The organism is Polynucleobacter sp. JS-JIR-5-A7 (genome assembly GCF_018687935.1).
GTDB lineage: Bacteria > Pseudomonadota > Gammaproteobacteria > Burkholderiales > Burkholderiaceae > Polynucleobacter.
Genome location: NZ_CP061308.1, coordinates 1,842,883 through 1,860,531, shown reverse-complemented (window position 1 = coordinate 1,860,531; position 17,649 = coordinate 1,842,883). Strand labels below are relative to the sequence as shown.

16 protein-coding genes are annotated in these 17,649 nt (G+C 46.5%); 5 read left to right on the top strand and 11 right to left on the bottom strand.

The genetic code is table 11. The features are described 5' to 3' along the window. Positions 1–24: 24 nt before the first annotated feature. Positions 25–366: a proton-translocating transhydrogenase family protein gene (locus AOC29_RS09655; protein WP_173956392.1), complete on the bottom strand. Its 342-nt coding sequence runs from the start codon at positions 364–366 to the stop codon at positions 25–27. A 26-nt stretch (positions 367–392) separates the two neighbouring features. Beyond that, the gene (locus AOC29_RS09650; protein WP_215295777.1) at positions 393–1,523 is read right to left on the bottom strand and encodes a Re/Si-specific NAD(P)(+) transhydrogenase subunit alpha; all 1,131 of its coding nucleotides are present in this window, start codon (positions 1,521–1,523) and stop codon (positions 393–395) included. A 180-nt stretch (positions 1,524–1,703) separates the two neighbouring features. Here AOC29_RS09650 and mnmA point away from each other — a divergent pair, with 180 nt between their 5' ends. Continuing rightward, a complete protein-coding gene (gene mnmA, locus AOC29_RS09645; RefSeq protein WP_215295776.1) occupies positions 1,704–2,816 on the top strand; it encodes a tRNA 2-thiouridine(34) synthase MnmA in 1,113 nt (370 codons plus the stop codon). Positions 2,817–2,831: 15 nt separating this feature from the next. Here mnmA and AOC29_RS09640 read toward each other — a convergent pair whose 3' ends face one another. Continuing rightward, the gene (locus AOC29_RS09640; protein ID WP_215295775.1) at positions 2,832–3,446 is read right to left on the bottom strand and encodes a glutathione S-transferase; all 615 of its coding nucleotides are present in this window, start codon (positions 3,444–3,446) and stop codon (positions 2,832–2,834) included. Positions 3,447–3,541: 95 nt separating this feature from the next. Here AOC29_RS09640 and purB point away from each other — a divergent pair, with 95 nt between their 5' ends. Further along, positions 3,542–4,921 carry an adenylosuccinate lyase gene (purB, locus tag AOC29_RS09635; RefSeq protein WP_215295774.1) on the top strand — a complete coding sequence of 460 codons (1,380 nt, stop codon included), beginning with the start codon at positions 3,542–3,544 and terminating at the stop codon, positions 4,919–4,921. Positions 4,922–4,923: 2 nt separating this feature from the next. Next, positions 4,924–6,261, top strand: coding sequence for a 3-deoxy-D-manno-octulosonic acid transferase (locus AOC29_RS09630; protein ID WP_371819522.1), 1,338 nt, complete (start codon positions 4,924–4,926; stop codon positions 6,259–6,261). Between the two features lie 24 nt (positions 6,262–6,285). Here the strand turns inward: AOC29_RS09630 and secF are convergent, their stop codons facing one another. The 5 genes from secF to queA form a co-directional block, all read right to left on the bottom strand. Next, the gene (gene secF / locus AOC29_RS09625) at positions 6,286–7,260 is read right to left on the bottom strand and encodes a protein translocase subunit SecF (RefSeq protein WP_215295772.1); all 975 of its coding nucleotides are present in this window, start codon (positions 7,258–7,260) and stop codon (positions 6,286–6,288) included. A 3-nt stretch (positions 7,261–7,263) separates the two neighbouring features. After that, the gene (gene secD / locus AOC29_RS09620; RefSeq protein ID WP_215295771.1) at positions 7,264–9,123 is read right to left on the bottom strand and encodes a protein translocase subunit SecD; all 1,860 of its coding nucleotides are present in this window, start codon (positions 9,121–9,123) and stop codon (positions 7,264–7,266) included. A gap of 25 nt (positions 9,124–9,148) precedes the next feature. Continuing rightward, positions 9,149–9,475 (bottom strand): preprotein translocase subunit YajC, encoded by a 327-nt coding sequence (yajC, locus tag AOC29_RS09615; RefSeq protein WP_215295770.1) that lies wholly within the window; start codon positions 9,473–9,475, stop codon positions 9,149–9,151. A 133-nt stretch (positions 9,476–9,608) separates the two neighbouring features. Next, positions 9,609–10,766, bottom strand: coding sequence for a tRNA guanosine(34) transglycosylase Tgt (gene tgt / locus AOC29_RS09610; protein ID WP_215295769.1), 1,158 nt, complete (start codon positions 10,764–10,766; stop codon positions 9,609–9,611). After that, on the bottom strand, positions 10,763–11,809 hold the full coding sequence (queA, locus tag AOC29_RS09605) for a tRNA preQ1(34) S-adenosylmethionine ribosyltransferase-isomerase QueA (RefSeq protein WP_215295768.1): 1,047 nt from the start codon (positions 11,807–11,809) through the stop codon (positions 10,763–10,765). Before queA ends, tgt begins: the two co-directional genes overlap by 4 nt. 30 nt (positions 11,810–11,839) lie before the next feature. On the opposite strand from queA, the gene recG reads away from it, so the two are divergent. Further along, the gene (gene recG / locus AOC29_RS09600; protein ID WP_215295767.1) at positions 11,840–13,906 is read left to right on the top strand and encodes an ATP-dependent DNA helicase RecG; all 2,067 of its coding nucleotides are present in this window, start codon (positions 11,840–11,842) and stop codon (positions 13,904–13,906) included. An 8-nt stretch (positions 13,907–13,914) separates the two neighbouring features. After that, positions 13,915–14,778 carry a 4-hydroxybenzoate octaprenyltransferase gene (gene ubiA, locus AOC29_RS09595; RefSeq protein ID WP_215295766.1) on the top strand — a complete coding sequence of 288 codons (864 nt, stop codon included), beginning with the start codon at positions 13,915–13,917 and terminating at the stop codon, positions 14,776–14,778. A gap of 1 nt (position 14,779) precedes the next feature. Here ubiA and proC read toward each other — a convergent pair whose 3' ends face one another. From proC to glcF, 3 genes are read right to left on the bottom strand one after another with little or no spacing between them, the layout of a single operon-like run. Further along, positions 14,780–15,649, bottom strand: coding sequence for a pyrroline-5-carboxylate reductase (proC, locus tag AOC29_RS09590; protein WP_215295765.1), 870 nt, complete (start codon positions 15,647–15,649; stop codon positions 14,780–14,782). After that, positions 15,646–16,371 (bottom strand): YggS family pyridoxal phosphate-dependent enzyme, encoded by a 726-nt coding sequence (locus tag AOC29_RS09585; protein WP_215295764.1) that lies wholly within the window; start codon positions 16,369–16,371, stop codon positions 15,646–15,648. Before AOC29_RS09585 ends, proC begins: the two co-directional genes overlap by 4 nt. Next, positions 16,368–17,645: a glycolate oxidase subunit GlcF gene (gene glcF / locus AOC29_RS09580; RefSeq protein WP_215295763.1), complete on the bottom strand. Its 1,278-nt coding sequence runs from the start codon at positions 17,643–17,645 to the stop codon at positions 16,368–16,370. Before glcF ends, AOC29_RS09585 begins: the two co-directional genes overlap by 4 nt. Positions 17,646–17,649 lie beyond the last annotated feature (4 nt).

Sequence of the window (17,649 nt, the reverse complement as noted above, 5' to 3'; positions counted from 1 at the left end):
TGGTCTCTATAGATCTTGTTCTATTTATTTGGCTGCATCAGCCGCATTTGCTTTAGGTGCTTTTTTCTTAAACATCTCTAGCATGCGACGGGTAACCATAAAGCCACCGAAAATATTAATAGAGGCTAAGAAAACCGCAACGGCACCAATCACGCTAGTGAGAGTAATTTCATCGCCGCCGATGACTTCCGTCTGCAAGAGTGCGCCAACAATAATGATTCCAGAAATAGCATTGGTAACAGCCATCAAAGGTGTGTGTAGCGCAGGAGTGACGTTCCAAACCACGTGGTAGCCAACAAAAATGGCCAATACAAACACAGTGATGTTTTGAACAGTGAGGATGCTTTGAAAAGCAGCGAGATCCATGATGTTTCCTTAGTATGAATGTTCTATTAGTTTTTGCGGATGGCTTGGCCATCACGACACATTAAGCAGGCAGTCACGATGTCGTCATCACTTGGGATCACTAACTTCGCTTCTTTGTCGACGATGAGTTTCATAAAGTCAAGCAAGTTGCGTGCATAGAGCGCAGAAGCATCAGCAGCTACCATGCTTGCTAAATTGGTATAGCCGACAATTTTCACGCCATTAACGTCAACTACTTTGTCTGCTTGAGTGAGAGGGCAGTTACCTGAACCGTTATCTCCTTTACCAGCAGCCAAGTCGATCACAATTGAGCCTGGTTTCATATTGGCAACCGTATCACTATGCAAGAGAACAGGCGGTTTACGACCTGGGATCAAGGCAGTGGCAATAACAATATCAGCTTGTTGTGCACGCTCTGCAACCAATGCTGCTTGACGCTTCATCCAAGCTTCTGGCATTGGGCGAGCATAGCCACCAACACCTTTAGCAATTTCACGTTCTTCATCGGTCTCATACGGAACATCAACAAACTTGGCGCCTAAAGATTCAATTTGTTCTTTCGCCGCAGGACGAACATCAGATGCTTCAATCACAGCACCCAGACGTTTTGCTGTTGCAATTGCTTGTAAACCAGCAACGCCAGCACCCAAGATCAATACACGCGCTGCCTTAACAGTGCCAGCAGCTGTCATTAGCATTGGCATGAAACGTTGATATTCATTGGCAGCAACCATCACGGCTTTGTAGCCAGCAATATTTGCTTGAGATGACAAGACGTCCATGCTTTGTGCGCGAGTTGTACGTGGCGCAGCTTCTAATGAGAAGCTAGTAATGCCTTGCGCAGCCATTGCAGCAATGTTGTCGTTATCAAATGGATCGAGCATGCCAATGAGCACGCTACCAGACTTCATTTGCTTCAGCTCTGCAGCTTCGGGAGCGCGCACCTTGAGAACAATTTCCGCGCCAAAGGCATCTGCTGCGCTACCGATAGATGCACCAACGGCTGCATAAGCAGAGTCAGGTTGGCTTGCTTGGACACCAGCATCTTTTTGGATGACAACAGTATGGCCTTGAGCAATTAATTTTTTAACAGTTTCTGGTGTGGCAGCAACCCGCGTTTCCCCAGATTTAGTTTCCAGCGGCACTCCTATGCGCATGGCATGTCTCCAAAAGCAAAATTTATAAAGAATCTATTTTATAGATAAACAGGGAAGGTTTTACCTATCTATTGGGACCCCAGGTCTGCCGGCTATGGTTTTGCCTAAAATCATGCTAAGTCTGGTTGAGACTTCTACAATGGGGTTTATCTGTCTATAAAGCATTTTCGCATTTTTTTGATGAGCCAGCCTAATTCTTCTGAAACCCCCCTTAAAACACCCAAGAAAGTCGTCATAGGCATGTCTGGAGGGGTAGATTCGTCAGTTGCTGCTTGGATGCTGAAGGAGCAGGGCTATGAGGTTATTGGCCTTTTTATGAAGAATTGGGAGGATGACGATAACGATGAATATTGTTCAGCCCGCCAGGATTGGTTGGATGTCGTTTCTGTAGCGGATTTGATCGGCATTGATGTTGAGGCAGTCAATTTTGCTGCCGAGTATCGTGAGCGGGTATTTGCCGAGTTTTTGCGCGAATATGCTGCAGGGCGAACCCCTAATCCCGATGTACTTTGTAATGCTGAAATTAAGTTCAAGGCCTTCTTAGATCACGCCATGAGCTTGGGCGCAGATGCGATTGCTACAGGTCACTATGCAAGAGTACGTCATGAGGGCGGCAGGGTGCAATTATTGAAGGCCTTGGACGCCACCAAAGATCAAAGCTATTTTTTGCATCGCTTAACTCAGCAGCAGTTAGCCAATGTTTTATTCCCTTTGGGGGAAATTCCAAAAACTGAAGTGCGCACGATTGCAGAAAAAATTGGTTTACATAACGCCCGCAAAAAAGATTCGACTGGAATATGTTTTATTGGCGAGAGACCATTCAGAGAATTCTTAAATCGCTACTTACCGCGCGTGCCGGGTCCCATTAAAACCCCCGAAGAAAAAATAGTGGGTGAACATATGGGTTTAGCGTTTTTTACGCTCGGCCAGCGTAAGGGTATTGGACTAGGCGGGAGCCAAGATGGCAACGGAGATGCTTGGTATGTCGCGCGCAAAGATATAGTCAATAACACCTTGTATGTCGTTCAGGGTCATGAGCACCCGTGGCTATTGGCCAATCGGCTTGAGGCCATCGATGCTAGTTGGATTGCGGGCACTGCACCCTCTCCTGGAAATTACTCTGCAAAGACACGCTATCGTCAAGCGGATTCAGCTTGCACTTTGAATCCAGGCGCTGAGTCCTTGAATTTCAGCTTGAATTTTTCAGAGGCTCAATGGGCAGTAACGCCTGGACAATCTGCTGTCTTATACGACGGCGATATCTGTTTAGGCGGCGGTATTATTTCCGCCTAATTGTAAAAATAGAATTTACGCAGCGGGTGGTTCAGTTTCAATAAACGAAGGGCGTTGTAATAATTTTTGATATAAGCGGTCTAAGTTTGGGTATTGTGCTTGCCATTTGATATCTGGAAAACGCAGCAACAAATAGCCAACCGCGCATCCAACAGCAACATCAGCCAAGGTCATTTGATTGCCATGGCACCATGCATTCCCACCGAGTTTCTCGGACATTTGGCGTAGCGAGTTTTGAATTTTGCCCATTTGACGATCAACCCAAGCAGAGCTTTGTTGGTCCGCTGGGCGCCAAGTGCGCTCTAGGCGAGCCAAAATACCAGCATCCATCACGCCGTCAGCAAGGGCTTCCCAAGTTTTAACCGCCGCACATTCACGATTATTCGAAGGAATGAGCTTGCTGACGGGGCTTAAGGCGTCGGCATATTCTGCAATCACGCGGGAGTCATAGATTGGCTCGCCATCATCTGGAATCAGGCACGGAACCTTCCCCAAAGGGTTGGAATTGGTAATTTTGGTGTCTGCAGCCCAAACATTCTCTAATTCAAGGTCTACATCAAGCTTTTTTTCCAAGAAAACGATACGTACTTTACGTACATAGGGGCTGGTAAGGGATCCGATCAGTTTCATAGGGCACAGTATAGCCAAGCAAACTCAGGTTTACCCAGGCGCAGAACGCATTAAAATTAAGTTTTATTGAAATATCCAATGCAAAGGCAATATTCGTGAGTCAGCCGCTTTCTACCCTCAATGCCCTTTCCCCTCTAGATGGCCGCTATGCTGGAAAACTAGACGCTTTACGTCCATGGCTATCTGAAGCTGCTTTCATGCGCCAGCGCGTTTTTGTGGAGATTCATTGGTTGCTGGCTTTGGCGGGGGCGGGCCTCCCAGATGTACCTAAAATCAATGCCGCTGATGAAGCCTTTTTGCTTTCCTTGCCGGAAAACTTTTCTGATGCCGATGCGCAGCGTATTAAAGATATTGAAGCAGTAACCAATCATGACGTTAAGGCAGTTGAATATTTCTTAAAAGAAAAAGTAGCTGGTCGCCCTGATTTATTAAAAGCGAGCGAGTTCATTCATTTCGCCTGCACATCTGAAGATATCAACAATACCTCGCATGGTTTGATGTTGCGTGGTGCGCGTGACGAAGTACTTTTGCCACAGCTTCGCAAAGTACTTTCAGTATTGACTGATTTGGCTATTGAGCATGCCAAGGTGCCATTACTCTCGCGCACACATGGGCAACCAGCTTCACCAAGTACTCTGGGCAAAGAGATTGCCAATATTGCCAAGCGTCTAGAGCGCGCAATTGAATCCATTGTCGCAGCCCCATTACTTGGCAAAATGAATGGCGCCGTTGGTAACTACAACGCACATTTGTCTGCTTACCCTGATTTTGATTGGGAGAATTTCTCCAAGAGCGTTGTTGAGAAGCGCCTCGGTTTAACTTTCAATCCCTACACGATTCAAATTGAGCCGCATGATGGTATGGCGCAATTGTTTGATGCGATTGCGCGTGCGAATACGATTCTCTTGGACATGGATCGTGATTTCTGGGCATATATTTCTGTCGGTTACTTTAAGCAGCGCACTAAAGCGGGTGAGATTGGTTCATCTACCATGCCACATAAAGTCAACCCTATCGACTTTGAAAATTCTGAAGGTAACTTAGGTGTTGCTAATGCGTTGTTGCGTCACTTGGCGGGGAAGTTACCGATTTCTCGTTGGCAGCGCGACCTCACTGACTCAACGGTTTTGCGTAATCTAGGCCCTGCATTTGGCCATAGCGTATTGGCTTATGACAGCGCACTGCGCGGTCTTGGCAAATTGGAAGTTAATCATGCTGCAATTGCAGCTGATTTAGACGGATGTTGGGAAGTATTGGCTGAGCCAGTACAAACTGTGATGCGTCGCTATGGCATTGAGAATCCCTATGAACAATTAAAAGAATTGACTCGAGGTAAAGGGATTAATCAAGCAGATCTGCAAAACTTCATTCGTGGTTTGAAGATTCCAGATGATGCAAAAGCGCGCTTACTAGAGATGACACCATCTTCTTATCTTGGCAAGGCGGTTGAATTGACCGAACGTCTCAAAAAGTGAGTGTGACTTCCCATTCAGAATATGGGGCGCGTCCTCTATTCTGGTTTGCTGTTTATCAACTGCTCTGGCATCTCTTGCTGCCATTGGCTTTTGTCCGTTTAGCTTGGCGCGCACGCCATTCATTTGCCTATCTGCATCACATCCCAGAGCGTCTTGGTTTTGGTTATGACAAACCAATTACCAAAGACTCGATTTGGATTCATGCAGTTTCTGTTGGTGAGACTCGCGCAGCTCAACCATTGATTGATGCCTACCTTGCGAGGGGCGAATCTATTTTGCTCACGCACATGACTTTAAATGGTCGTCGTACTGGTAAGCAACTCTTTGCTAAAGCGATTGCCGCAGGACAAATTCGTCAGGTGTATTTGCCTTATGACCTCTGTTGGTGTGTAGAACATTTCTTAAAAACATTCAAGCCCAAGTTTGGTCTCTTTATGGAAACCGAGGCTTGGCCAACCGTAGTATTTCGTTGTGCCGAAATTGACTTGCCTTTATTTTTAGTTAATGCCCGTTTATCAGAAAGAAGTGTTCGTCGAATCAAGCGCTTTGGTAAGGCCGGACGTGCTTTATTCCAGGCATTTGCAGGCGTTCTGGCACAAACCGAATTTGATGCGCAGCGTTATCGCAGCCTTGGCGTAAAGAATGTTCTCATCACCGGTAATCTGAAATTTGATGTGCCCCTTGATCCTCAGCTAGTTGCTAAAGGAAAAGAGTGGCAACATGATTTGCGTGCTACTAAGCGCCTCATGGTATGTGCTGCTAGTACGCGTGATGGCGAAGAAGGGCTTATTCTCAAGGCCTGGAAAGATTTGCTCCTGAGCAATGCTTTTGAAGCACAGCCTTTACTTCTGTTAGTGCCCCGTCACCCAGAACGCTTTGCCGAAGTGGCTAATCAAATTCATGCTGCTGATCTCAAGTTTCGCCGCCGTTCTGAGTGGTCTGGCTTACCAAAAGATAGTGCAGGATTAGATGTGATCCTAGGCGATTCTATGGGTGAGATGCCCCTGTACTACAGCGCATCTGATTTAGTGGTGATGGGTGGAAGCCTATTGCCCTTCGGCGGCCAGAACCTCATTGAAGCTTGTGCAGCTGGTTGCCCAGTATTGCTTGGTGAGCATACTTATAACTTTCAGCAAGCTGCTTTAGATGCAATTACGGTTGGCGCCGCAAAGCGAATCAAGGGTGATTTGCTCTTGGGTGACACGACTGCTTTAGTGGAGTCTTTAAAGAGCTTACTCTTAAACTCCTCAGAACTTACCAAGATGAGTGAGGCTGCGAAGACGTACTCAATTGAGCATCAAGGGGCAAGCAAAAGAATCTTAGCTGCTCTTGATCAATAAAAAATGGCTTAAAGCTAGTTTCGCTTAAACCCGTGCTCCGAAGTTCGGGTCATCATTGCGAGCATTGTCATCTGGCTTTTTATCGCCCTTCACCAAATCTTCCCGAGTGACACCAAGCCACATTGCTAATGCAGCAGCAACGAAGACTGAAGAGTAAATACCAAACAAAATACCGATAGTCAGCGCCAAGGCAAAGTAGAACAGTGTTGGTCCGCCAAAGATGAGCATAGCAAGTACCATCATCTCGGTGCTGCCGTGAGTAATGACGGTCCGACTGATGGTGCTGGTAATAGCGTTATCAATAATTTCACGGGTATTCATCTTGCGATATTTGCGGAAGTTCTCACGAATTCGGTCAAAGATCACCACAGACTCATTTACGGAGTAGCCTAGAACTGCGAGGACGGCCGCCAATACGGAGAGCGAGAACTCCCAGTGGAAGAAGGCAAAGAAGCCCAAAATGATCACCACATCATGTAAGTTTGCAATAATGCCGGCAAGAGCAAACTTCCACTCAAAGCGGAAGGAGAGATACAGCACGATGCCAATAATCACAAATATCAAGGCTTTTAAGCCATCAATCGCTAACTCTTGACCGACTTGCGGACCAACGAATTCAACACGTTGCAGCTTCACTCCAGAAGTCGCTGGGTCAAGCGCTTGCATCACAGCATTGCTTTGGTCTGCAGAGGAAATCAGTTTGCCCTCAGCATCTTTTTGCAAAGGCAAGCGAATCATCACATCGCGTGAACTACCAAAGTTCTGAATTTGGCTATCTGCATATCCCAGTTTTTCGACTTTAGAGCGAATGGACTCTAGCGGAGCAGTTTGAGGATAGGCAACTTCCATTACCGTACCGCCGGTAAATTCAATCGAAAGATGAAGGCCGTTTTGCCAAAGGAAAAAAACTGCTGCTAAGAAGGTAATCAAAGATATTGCATTGAGCACCAATGCATGGCGCATGAATGGAATATCTTTTTTGATTCGAAAAAATTCCATGGCTTATTTCCCCTGTGGACGCCAAACTTGGCCGATCGCGAGTTTTTGAGTTTTCTTGTTTCTGCCGTACCAAAGATTGACAAGACCGCGTGAGAAGAAGACAGCCGAGAACATTGAAGTCAGAATGCCCAAGCAGTGAACTACTGCAAAGCCTTTGATGGGGCCAGAACCAAAGGCAAGGAGCGCTAAGCCAGCGATCAAGGTGGTCACGTTAGAGTCCAAGATGGTTGCCCAAGCCTTATCAAAGCCAACGGCAATCGCAGTTTGTGGAGGTGCGCCGTTACGCAACTCCTCGCGAATACGTTCGTTAATTAACACGTTGGAGTCAATAGCCATACCGAGTGCCAATGCCATCGCTGCAATACCCGGTAAGGTGAGAGTGGCTTGCAGCATCGACAGTACAGAAATCAACAATAGCAAGTTCACAGCCAAAGCAAGGACTGAGAAAGTGCCAAATAATAAGTAGTAAGCCATCATGAAAATCGCGATTGCAGCAAATCCAATTAAGAGAGACTTGAAGCCCTTCTCAATATTCTCAGCGCCTAAGCTTGGTCCAATAGTGCGCTCCTCAATAATTTCCATTGGAGCCGCTAAAGAGCCAGCGCGAAGCAGCAGGGCCAAATCATTAGCGCTCTCAGTAGTCGGTTGACCGGTAATTTGGAATTTAGAGCCGAATTCACCTTGAATAGTTGCAATCGTGAGAACTTCACCCTTACCCTTCTCAAACAAAATCATGCCCATGGGTTTACCGATGTTTTCACGAGTGACTTCTTGCATCACGCGACCACCAGCAGCATCCAAGGAGATATTGACCGCAGGGCGTTGGTTTTGATCAAAGCCAGCGCTAGCGTCAGTAATACGATCACCGCTAAAAATCACGGATTTTTTAAATACACCTAAGCGGTTCTCACCAAAGCGGAAGGTATCCATACCTGGAGGAGGCGTTTCGCCAAGACCAATCGAAGAAACGATTGGATCGGCAAGGCGAGATTCTAAGGTTGCTGTACGACCAATAATATCTTTGGCACGTGCGGTATCTTGAACGCCCGGGAGCTGTACCACGATACGCTCAGCACCTTGCTGTTGAATGACCGGCTCTTTTACTGCTAACTCATTGACACGCTTGTTCAAGGTAATAATATTTTGCTTAACCGCGCTATCTTGAATTTCTTTTAAGGCTGTTGGTTTAAATTCACCAACTAATTTTGGTGAAAGCCCAGTTGGTTTCACTTGCCAAATGAGCTCTGGTTGAGAAGTCATCAAGATCGAACGCGCAGCATCGGCATCTGCAGTGCTGCCAAAATTAATGGAGATAGAATCTGGGCCGCGATCAATGCCTTGGTGACGGATATTTTTATCTCGCAATTGACTGCGAATATCGGTCGCTAAAGAAGTCACTTTCTTCTGCACTGCACCCTTCATATCCACTTGAAGAAGGAAATAGACGCCACCGCGTAAGTCCAGGCCTAGCGGCATTGGAAGGGCGTTAATTGCATTTAACCAGCCAGGTGTATTGGATAAAAGGTTTAATGCAACTGTGTAATTAGGATCATTTTGATCAAGATTCAATTTTTGCTGCAAGAGATCTCGTGCACGTAATTGAATATCGGTATTGTTAAAGCGAATTTTGATGGAGCCTACATTACCAGTGCTCTCAAAAAATATCCCAGTGCTCTTGATATCAGCATCAGTCAGGATCTTTTCAACTCGAGACTGTGTCGCCAAATCAACCTTGATGGTTGGTTTGGCGGACGAGACCTGAACCGCTGGCGCCTCACCATAGAAATTAGGTAATGAGTACAGTCCGCCAATCAGTAATGCAACAGCGATAACTATATATTTCCAGAGAGGGTAGCGATTCATATCGAGATACTTTTAAACAAACGTATTAAGCAGACTTCAGAGTGCCTTTAGGCAAGACTGTGGTGATAGCGCCTTTTTGCATTTGCACTTGTGTGCCAGTAGCAATCTCAACAGTGACTGCATCATCCTTTAGCACTGTTACTTTGCCAAAAATGCCGCCAACAGTGAGCACTTCATCGCCAACTGCTAGAGCCTCAAGCATTGCCTTGGTTTCTTTTTGACGCTTCATTTGTGGGCGAATCATGATGAAGTACAACACTGCAAACATCAACACCAAAGGAAGGAAGCTCATTAAGCCACCCGCATCTGCGCCCGCGGCTGGAGCCTGAGCAAAAGCATTACTAATCCACATACAAAACCTCCGTTAATTACCAATTGGAAACTGCTTTATTTTTAGGCCTTAAAAAGAAGCCGTAAACCCACAATTCTAAACGGTATGGGGCTTTAGAGGTGATTTGAAGGGGTCAATACCCCTCTTAGGGTGATTAATCCTGCCCAGGCTCGACGCCCCGCTGGCGATTGGCATGGAATTCCTCGCGATAGGCGCTAAAACGATCCTTGCTGAGGGCTTCCCTAACCTCGGTCATCAGTTGAAGGTAATAAGTGAGGTTATGGATGGTATTAAGCTGTGAGCCTAAAATTTCATTCGCTTTTTGTAGATGATTTAAGTAGGAGCGAGTGAAGTTTTGGCAGGTATAGCAAGCGCATGTGGGGTCAAGCGGGCGATCATCGTCCTTATAGCCAGAGTTGCGTAATTTAAGGTCGCCAAAACGCGTGAATAGCCAGCCATTGCGAGCATTGCGAGTAGGCATGACGCAATCGAACATATCAATTCCTAGGCTTACTCCCAAGATGAGATCTTCAGGAGTTCCTACCCCCATGAGGTAGTGAGGCATGTGTTCCGGCAATTTGGGTGCTGTGAAATTGAGAATTCTTTCAAACTCAGGCTTTGGCTCTCCAACAGATAAACCACCAATGGCAATGCCATCAAAACCTTGCTGACTCACAGCGTCTAAAGAAAATTCCCGCAAATTTTCAAACATGCCACCTTGCACGATCCCAAAGAGCCCATTACCTGTATTAAGTTCTCTAAAACGTTTGAGTGAGCGATCGCCCCAACGCAGTGACATTTCGAGTGAGGCACGCGCTGTTTTCTCAGAGGTAGGCTGACCCTTGATCTCATAAGGTGTGCATTCATCAAATTGCATCGCAATATCACTATTTAAAACCGCCTGAATCTCCATTGAAACTTCTGGAGACATAAACAGCTTGTCACCATTAATTGGGGAGGCAAAGGTCACGCCTTCTTCAGAGATCTTGCGCAATGCGCCTAAGCTAAATACTTGAAAGCCACCTGAGTCAGTCAGGATGGGCTTATCCCAGGCCATGAAGCGATGTAAGCCGCCATGTTTTTTGATGACATCTAAACCTGGTCTCAACCAAAGATGAAAAGTATTTCCTAAAATGATTTGTGCTTTGGCTTCATTGAGGTCACGCGGAGTCATCGCCTTTACAGTGCCATAGGTTCCGACCGGCATAAAGATGGGGGTTTGCACACTGCCATGGGGCAGGTCAAGCTGACCAAGACGCGCAGGACTTTGGGAGTCGCGCGCCAAAATATTAAAGTGAACAGGTTTGGTCATGGCTTTGTATTCTCAAGTCGACACAGAAACATGGCATCTCCATAACTGAAGAAGCGATATTTCTGATGAATAGCGTGTTGGTATGCAGTATGAATATGATTCATGCCGGCAAAAGCACTCACCAACATCAATAAGGTAGATTTTGGCAGATGAAAGTTAGTTAGCAAACAATCTATGGTCCTAAATTGAAAACCCGGGGTAATAAATAAATTGGTTTCACCACTGCTTTGACCATTCAAAGCTTGGCTCTCTAGGGCGCGTAGGCTGGTAGTGCCAACTGCAATGACTCGTCCACCATGACGCTTGGTTTTTGCAATGGCTTGTAATGTCGTCTCTGGAATGGAGAACCACTCATAGTGCATCTTATGTTTAGAGAGGTCTTCTTCACGAACTGGGGTAAAGGTACCAGCACCAACATGCAAGGTAACTGTAGCCTGCTCAACTCCCAGATCATTTAATCGCCTCAGAATATCTTCATCAAAATGCAGCCCTGCTGTGGGCGCTGCAACTGCGCCCGGATTTTTAGCAAGGACAGTTTGATAGCGCTGAACATCCTCACCGTCGGGTTGATGCTCAATATAAGGCGGTAAGGGGAGTTCACCAAAACGCTGAAGCAATCCAAATACATTCTCTGGAAAGCGAACTTCATAAAAGCGTCCGTCGTAGCCAATCATTTCAACAGGAAAGCTCTCTCCAGCCTGGTTATGGATATGAACAATAGATCTAGTCTTGGGAACTTTGGATGCCCTGATCTGGACCCAGGCTTGTTTATCGCCGCTAATGCGCTCGATCAGGAGCTCGACATTACCCCCCGTCTCTTTTTTGCCGTGTAGTCGAGCTGGAATGACCTTGGTATCGTTAAATACCAATAAGTCCCCTGGCTTAAGTAGGCTCAGAATTTCCTTAAACTGACGATCTATTAAATGGACATGATTTCCCCCATCAAGCTTGAGCTCAAGCAGGCGGCTGTCGGTTCTATTCGCCAAGGGATGTTGGGCGATTAGTTCGGCTGGGAGTTCGTAATTAAAGTCGGAGAGTTGCATAGCATTACCATCAGGTATTGGATTTTAACGATGACCACTAAGCCAGCGCCAAACACACTCCAAAAAATGGGTTTAGACAGCCCAATGGCCCTTGCTTTGCATCTTCCATCCCGTTATGAGGATGAGACAGAGTTATGCACTATCGAAGAAGGCTTGATTCAAGGGCGCTTTCACTCGGTACAAACTCAGGGCGTAGTGATTCGAAATCAAGTCCTTTTTCGACCTAGACGGCAGATGCTTGTCACTATTGAAGACGACTCTGCAACTTTGCAGCTACGGTTTTTGAATTTTTATCCAAGTCAGCAAAAGCAGATGGCAGTAGGCGCTCATCTTCGTGTACGAGGAGAGGTGCGTGAGGGCTTTCAAGGTCCCGAGATAGTTCATCCAACTGTGCGGGCGGTCACTGCAGATGCACCGCTGCCGACCAGTTTGACGCCAGTCTATCCAGCAAGCGCTGGCGTATCGCAACTAGCAATTCGTAAGGCGGTCACTCAGGCATTACGTGATCCAAGTTTGCATGAGAGTTTGGCCGAGTTTTTACCTCAAAAACTGATGGCTGAATTACTGCCTAGTAACGATTGGCCTAACTTGCAGTCTGCAATCACCTATTTGCATCAACCACCAGCAGATGCTGATACACAGGCTTTACTAGAGCGGACTCATTCTGCATGGCGCCGCGTACAGTTTGAAGAACTCCTTGCCCAACAAATTTCTTTAAAGCGTGCACATGCCATTCGTCAAGAGCGTCATGCACCGAGCTTTAAACAAGCTGAAAAGGCTCAGAGTCTTGAAGTAGGATTGCTGAAGGCTTTGCCATTTGAATTAACCACTGCCCAAACACGTGTGTGGGATGAAATTGGTCATGACTTATCCAAATCATTCCCAATGAATCGCCTTCTTCAGGGCGACGTTGGTAGTGGTAAGACAGTCGTGGCCGCCTTAGCAGCAGCGCGTGTCATAGATCATGGCTATCAAGCAGCAGTGATGGCGCCTACTGAGATATTAGCTGAGCAACATTATCTGAAGATGAAAGAGTGGTTTGAGCCTTTGGGAGTTCAAGTTGCCTGGTTATCAGGTAGCTTAAAAGCAAAAGAAAAAAGATTAGCGCAAGAAATGATTGAGAGTGGTAGCGCTCAACTCATTATTGGTACGCATGCACTGATTCAGGAGAATGTGAGTTTTGCTAAATTAGGTTTAGCGGTGATAGATGAGCAACATCGTTTTGGAGTACGTCAGCGTTTAGAAATTCAGCAACGGGTAGGCTCTCAATTATTTTACTGCCATCAGTTGATGATGTCTGCCACACCCATTCCTCGTACTTTAGCAATGACCTATTACGCTGATTTAGATGTATCCGTAATTGATGAGTTGCCGCCAGGGCGTAAGCCAATTACTACCAAAGTTGTGAAGGCTACCCGTCGTGATGAAGTGATTGGTGGTCTACAAAGCTGGCTCTCTAAAGGTTTGCAAGCTTATTGGGTTTGCCCCTTAATTGAAGAATCAGAAGCTTTGCAATTACAAACAGCTGTGGAAAGTTTTGAGCAGCTCACTCAGGCCTTGCCAGAATTTAAAGTCGGCCTAGTACACGGACGTTTAAAGGCAGAAGAAAAAGCAGCAGTGATGGCAGCATTTAAAGCCAATGAAATCCAATTACTAGTAGCTACCACCGTTATTGAAGTGGGTGTTGATGTTCCTAATGCGGCCTTAATGGTAATTGAGCACGCTGAACGATTTGGTTATGCCCAGATTCATCAGTTGCGCGGGCGCGTAGGCCGAGGTTCTGCGGATTCAGTATGTATTTTGATGTATGCAGAACCTTTGTCTTTAGCAGCTAAAGAGCGCCTACAAACTCTACGCGAGATCTCTGATGGTTTTGTGATTGCCGAGCGCGACTTATCCCTTCGGGGTCCTGGTGAGCTATTGGGTGCAAAGCAATCTGGTGATGCCATGTTGCGCTTTGTAGACTTGCAACGGGATGCTTGGCTGATTGAGTTGGCTCAGCAGGCAGCAGAACGTTTGCTGGCGGACCATGCTGATATCGTTGAGCGTCATTTAGAGCGTTGGCTAGGCTCTCGAGCAGAGTTTCTGAAGGCATAATTCTAGTTATGCCACTCACTGAACGTCTGAAAGCTTACGCCTACTTAATCCGCCTAGATAAGCCGATTGGTACGCTCTTGCTCTTATGGCCCACTTTATGGGCGCTGTGGTTGGCAAGCTCGGGCATTCCGGATTTGACTATTTTGTTTATTTTTATAGTCGGTACGTTTCTGATGCGTAGTGCGGGGTGCGCCATCAACGATTATGCAGATCGTGGCTTTGACCGTTATGTAGAGAGAACGAAAGGGCGCCCTGTCACTAGTGGAAAAATTTCTGGGAAAGAAGCAGTTGCTGTAGCGGCTAGCTTGGCCCTAATTGCTTTTTTGCTGATTCAACCCCTCAATACTTTTACTAAGCAACTTTCAGTACTCGCCTTATTGGTAGCCTTTGTTTATCCATTCACCAAACGCTTCTTTGCCATGCCGCAGGCTGTGCTAGGGATTGCATTTGGTTTTGGGATTCCCATGGCTTATGCAGCGATTTTGGATTTCATTCCTTTGGAAGCGTGGGTCTTGTTTGTGGGGAATATTTTTTGGGCCATTGCCTATGACACGGCATACGCAATGGTCGATCGAGATGATGACCTGCGTTTAGGTCTGAGAACTTCGGCGATTACTTTCGGAAAGTATGACGTGCTAGCAATCGCTGTAAGTTATGGCATCTTGTTTGTAAGTCAACTTTGGGTGGCGCAACTAGCGGACTTAAGCAATTATTTTTTAGTCGGCTGGTTCATAGCTTTAGGTTGCTCGATATATCACCTTAAACTCATCTCTACTAGAGGGCGAGAACAATGTTTTTTGGCTTTCCGTCACAATAATTGGTTGGGCGGATTTTTATTCTTGGGAATTGTGTTGGGACTCAGTATTCACTAAGCTAGTTTTTACCTAATTCATCGCCCATCGTTTTGCCACGCTGACTTGCTGCATCAATCGCTTTTTCCAAGATCTCATGCCAGCCATGCTGCTGCATGACCTCAAGTGCAGCTGCGGTTGTGCCGCCTTTGGAGGTGACGCGTTCACGTAAGATGCCAGCATGCTCATCAGAGTTGTGCGCTAGCTGGGTAGCGCCTTCGAGGGTCGCATATGCTAATTGACGAGCAGTTTGTGCGTCAAGCCCCAGCTTTTCACCAGCGGATTGCATGGCTTCTAAAAATGCAAACACATAAGCAGGGCCGCTACCAGAGACTGCTGTTACGGCATCCATCAATTTTTCTTCAGAAACCCAAACCGCTTGACCAACAGCATTACAAATCGTTTCTGCTAGGTCGCGATCAGATTCATTGACTGCAGCATCTGCAAATAACCCTGTGATGCCTTTACCAATCAGAGCAGGCGTGTTGGGCATAGCGCGCACGCAACGCGTATGGTCGAGCCAGCGACTCATATCTTTGAGTCGAATGCCTGCAGCAATACTCAGAATCAGTGGGCCAGGTGCGCTGGCATGTTTGAGTTTGGAGGCTAAGTTTTTGGCAACGACATTAAAGTCTTGTGGCTTGATGGCCATAACCACTACATTATTTTTTGAAAAATCGAATGCAATTTGTTCCAGGGCGCCGATACCTTGAACACCAAAATCTTCATATAGCTTTAAGGCAGTGCTTGCATTTGTTTCAACCACTGAAATTTGCTTAGATTCAAACCCATTTGCCAATAGACCGCTAATTAAGGCGCGACCCATATTGCCACCACCAATAAAGGTGATGTGTGCATTACTATTCTTTTGCAGGTTCTTTTGTTGGCTCATTTGCTAATCTTATCGCGCTTCCCAAAAATAGCAGTTCCAATACGAACCATGGTGCTGCCTTCGGCTATGGCTGCCTCTAAATCATCGGACATCCCCATGGATAAGGTGTCGAAGAATTGATAGCCTGGATCAACCAAATGACTCGCTTGAATACTTTGAAAACAAGCGCGGACGGCAGCAAATGCCTCCCGCTGAATCTTGGGATCTGGGTTGGGTGCTGGGATGGCCATTAAGCCTCTCAGGATCACGTTTGGTAATTTGCTGATGGCGTCGCAAAGAGCCTGTGCATCTGCAAGCGGAACACCACTTTTACTATCTTCTTCGCTGACATTGACCTGTACGCAAACTTGTAATTCTGCCAAGTGCGGAAACTCTCCTCGCTGCGCTGATAGGCGCTCTGCAATTTTGAGTCGATCCACGCTATGCACCCAGTCAAAATGCTCAGCGACCTCCCTGGTTTTATTGCTTTGGAGTGGCCCAATAAAATGCCACACCAGCCAAGGACGTAGCTTTTCAAGCTGGATAATTTTTTCAACGCCCTCTTGGACATAATTTTCACCAAAAGCCGATTGACCTGCATGCATCGCTTCTTCAATGGCAGATGCTGGAAAGGTTTTGCTAACCGCCAAGAGTTCAATCTCTTCAGGCTCACGTTTTGCAGCTAGGGCTGCAAGTTCAATGCGCTGCCGAACCTGCATGAGATTAACAACAATTGAATTCATCGGGCCTTAGATGATTTACTAATTAGTTGATCTACGATCTCAATCCAGTGAAGTACTGGTGTGTCGTCTTGTTGGAGATGGGCAATGCACCCAATATTTCCGGAGACAATCACATTAGCTCCTGACTCCTCACAGGCTGCATTTAGGTGGGTCAGTTTATTCTTGCGTAATTGTTCTGAGAGCTCTGGCTGAGTGACTGAGTAGGTTCCAGCCGAGCCACAGCAAAGGTGACTGTCACTACACAAGCGCACACCAATTCCCAAGCCAGAAAGCAAGCCTTCAACTTTGCCGCGTATTTGTTGGCCATGCTGTAAAGTACAAGGCGGGTGATAGACCACGCCTGGTTTTTGATCCGCGCCAATGAGTTGAACTAGCTCATTTTGTAATGAAGGCAAAATCTCCGCAATATCTTTAGCTAACTCAGAAATCTTTTTTGCCTTGCTAGCATATAAAGAATCGTTCACCAAGAGATGGCCATAATCTTTGACCATCACACCACATCCAGATGCAGTCATTACGATTGCTTCAACGCCTTGCTCAACGAGGGGCCACCAAGCATCAATATTTTGCTTGGCATTCTCTAGACCACCTGATTGATCATTTAGGTGATAGCGTAGCGCACCACAACAAGTTGCATTGGGAGCGCTGATGAGTTGAATCTTGAGTGCATCTAATACTCTTGCTGTTGCTGAATTGATGTTGGGCAGCATGCCAGGTTGAACGCATCCCTCCAGAATCAGCATCTTACGCGTATGTTGTGTGCTGGGTCTTGCATAAGGATCGGTTGTTTGATCTAAGGCTTTATTTTTAGCAAGTGGAATCTTGCGTTTGACGCTACTTGGCATGAGGGGGCGCACTAAACGACCTAATGCCATCGCGGAATTAAACAAGGCTGGCTTGGTTAAGCCTTCCTTGAGAGCCCAACGAGTAAGGCGCTCACCTAAAGGGCGCTCGGGAGTATTTTCTTCTGCCCATTTACGACCAATATCTACCAAGTTGCCATATTGCACGCCACTAGGACAAGTGCTTTCGCAGTTACGGCATGTTAAGCAGCGATCTAAATGTAAGCGAGTCTTTTCGGTCGGCGCTTGCCCTTCAGCCATTTGCTTGATGAGGTAGATGCGACCGCGAGGACCATCGAGTTCGTCACCCAGTATTTGATAGGTTGGGCAAGTGGCAGTACAAAAACCACAGTGAACACAATTACCAAGAATGCGCGCTGCCTCTATACCTTCTAGTGTATTAGCAAATTGAGGAGCAAGTTGAGTGTACATAGCA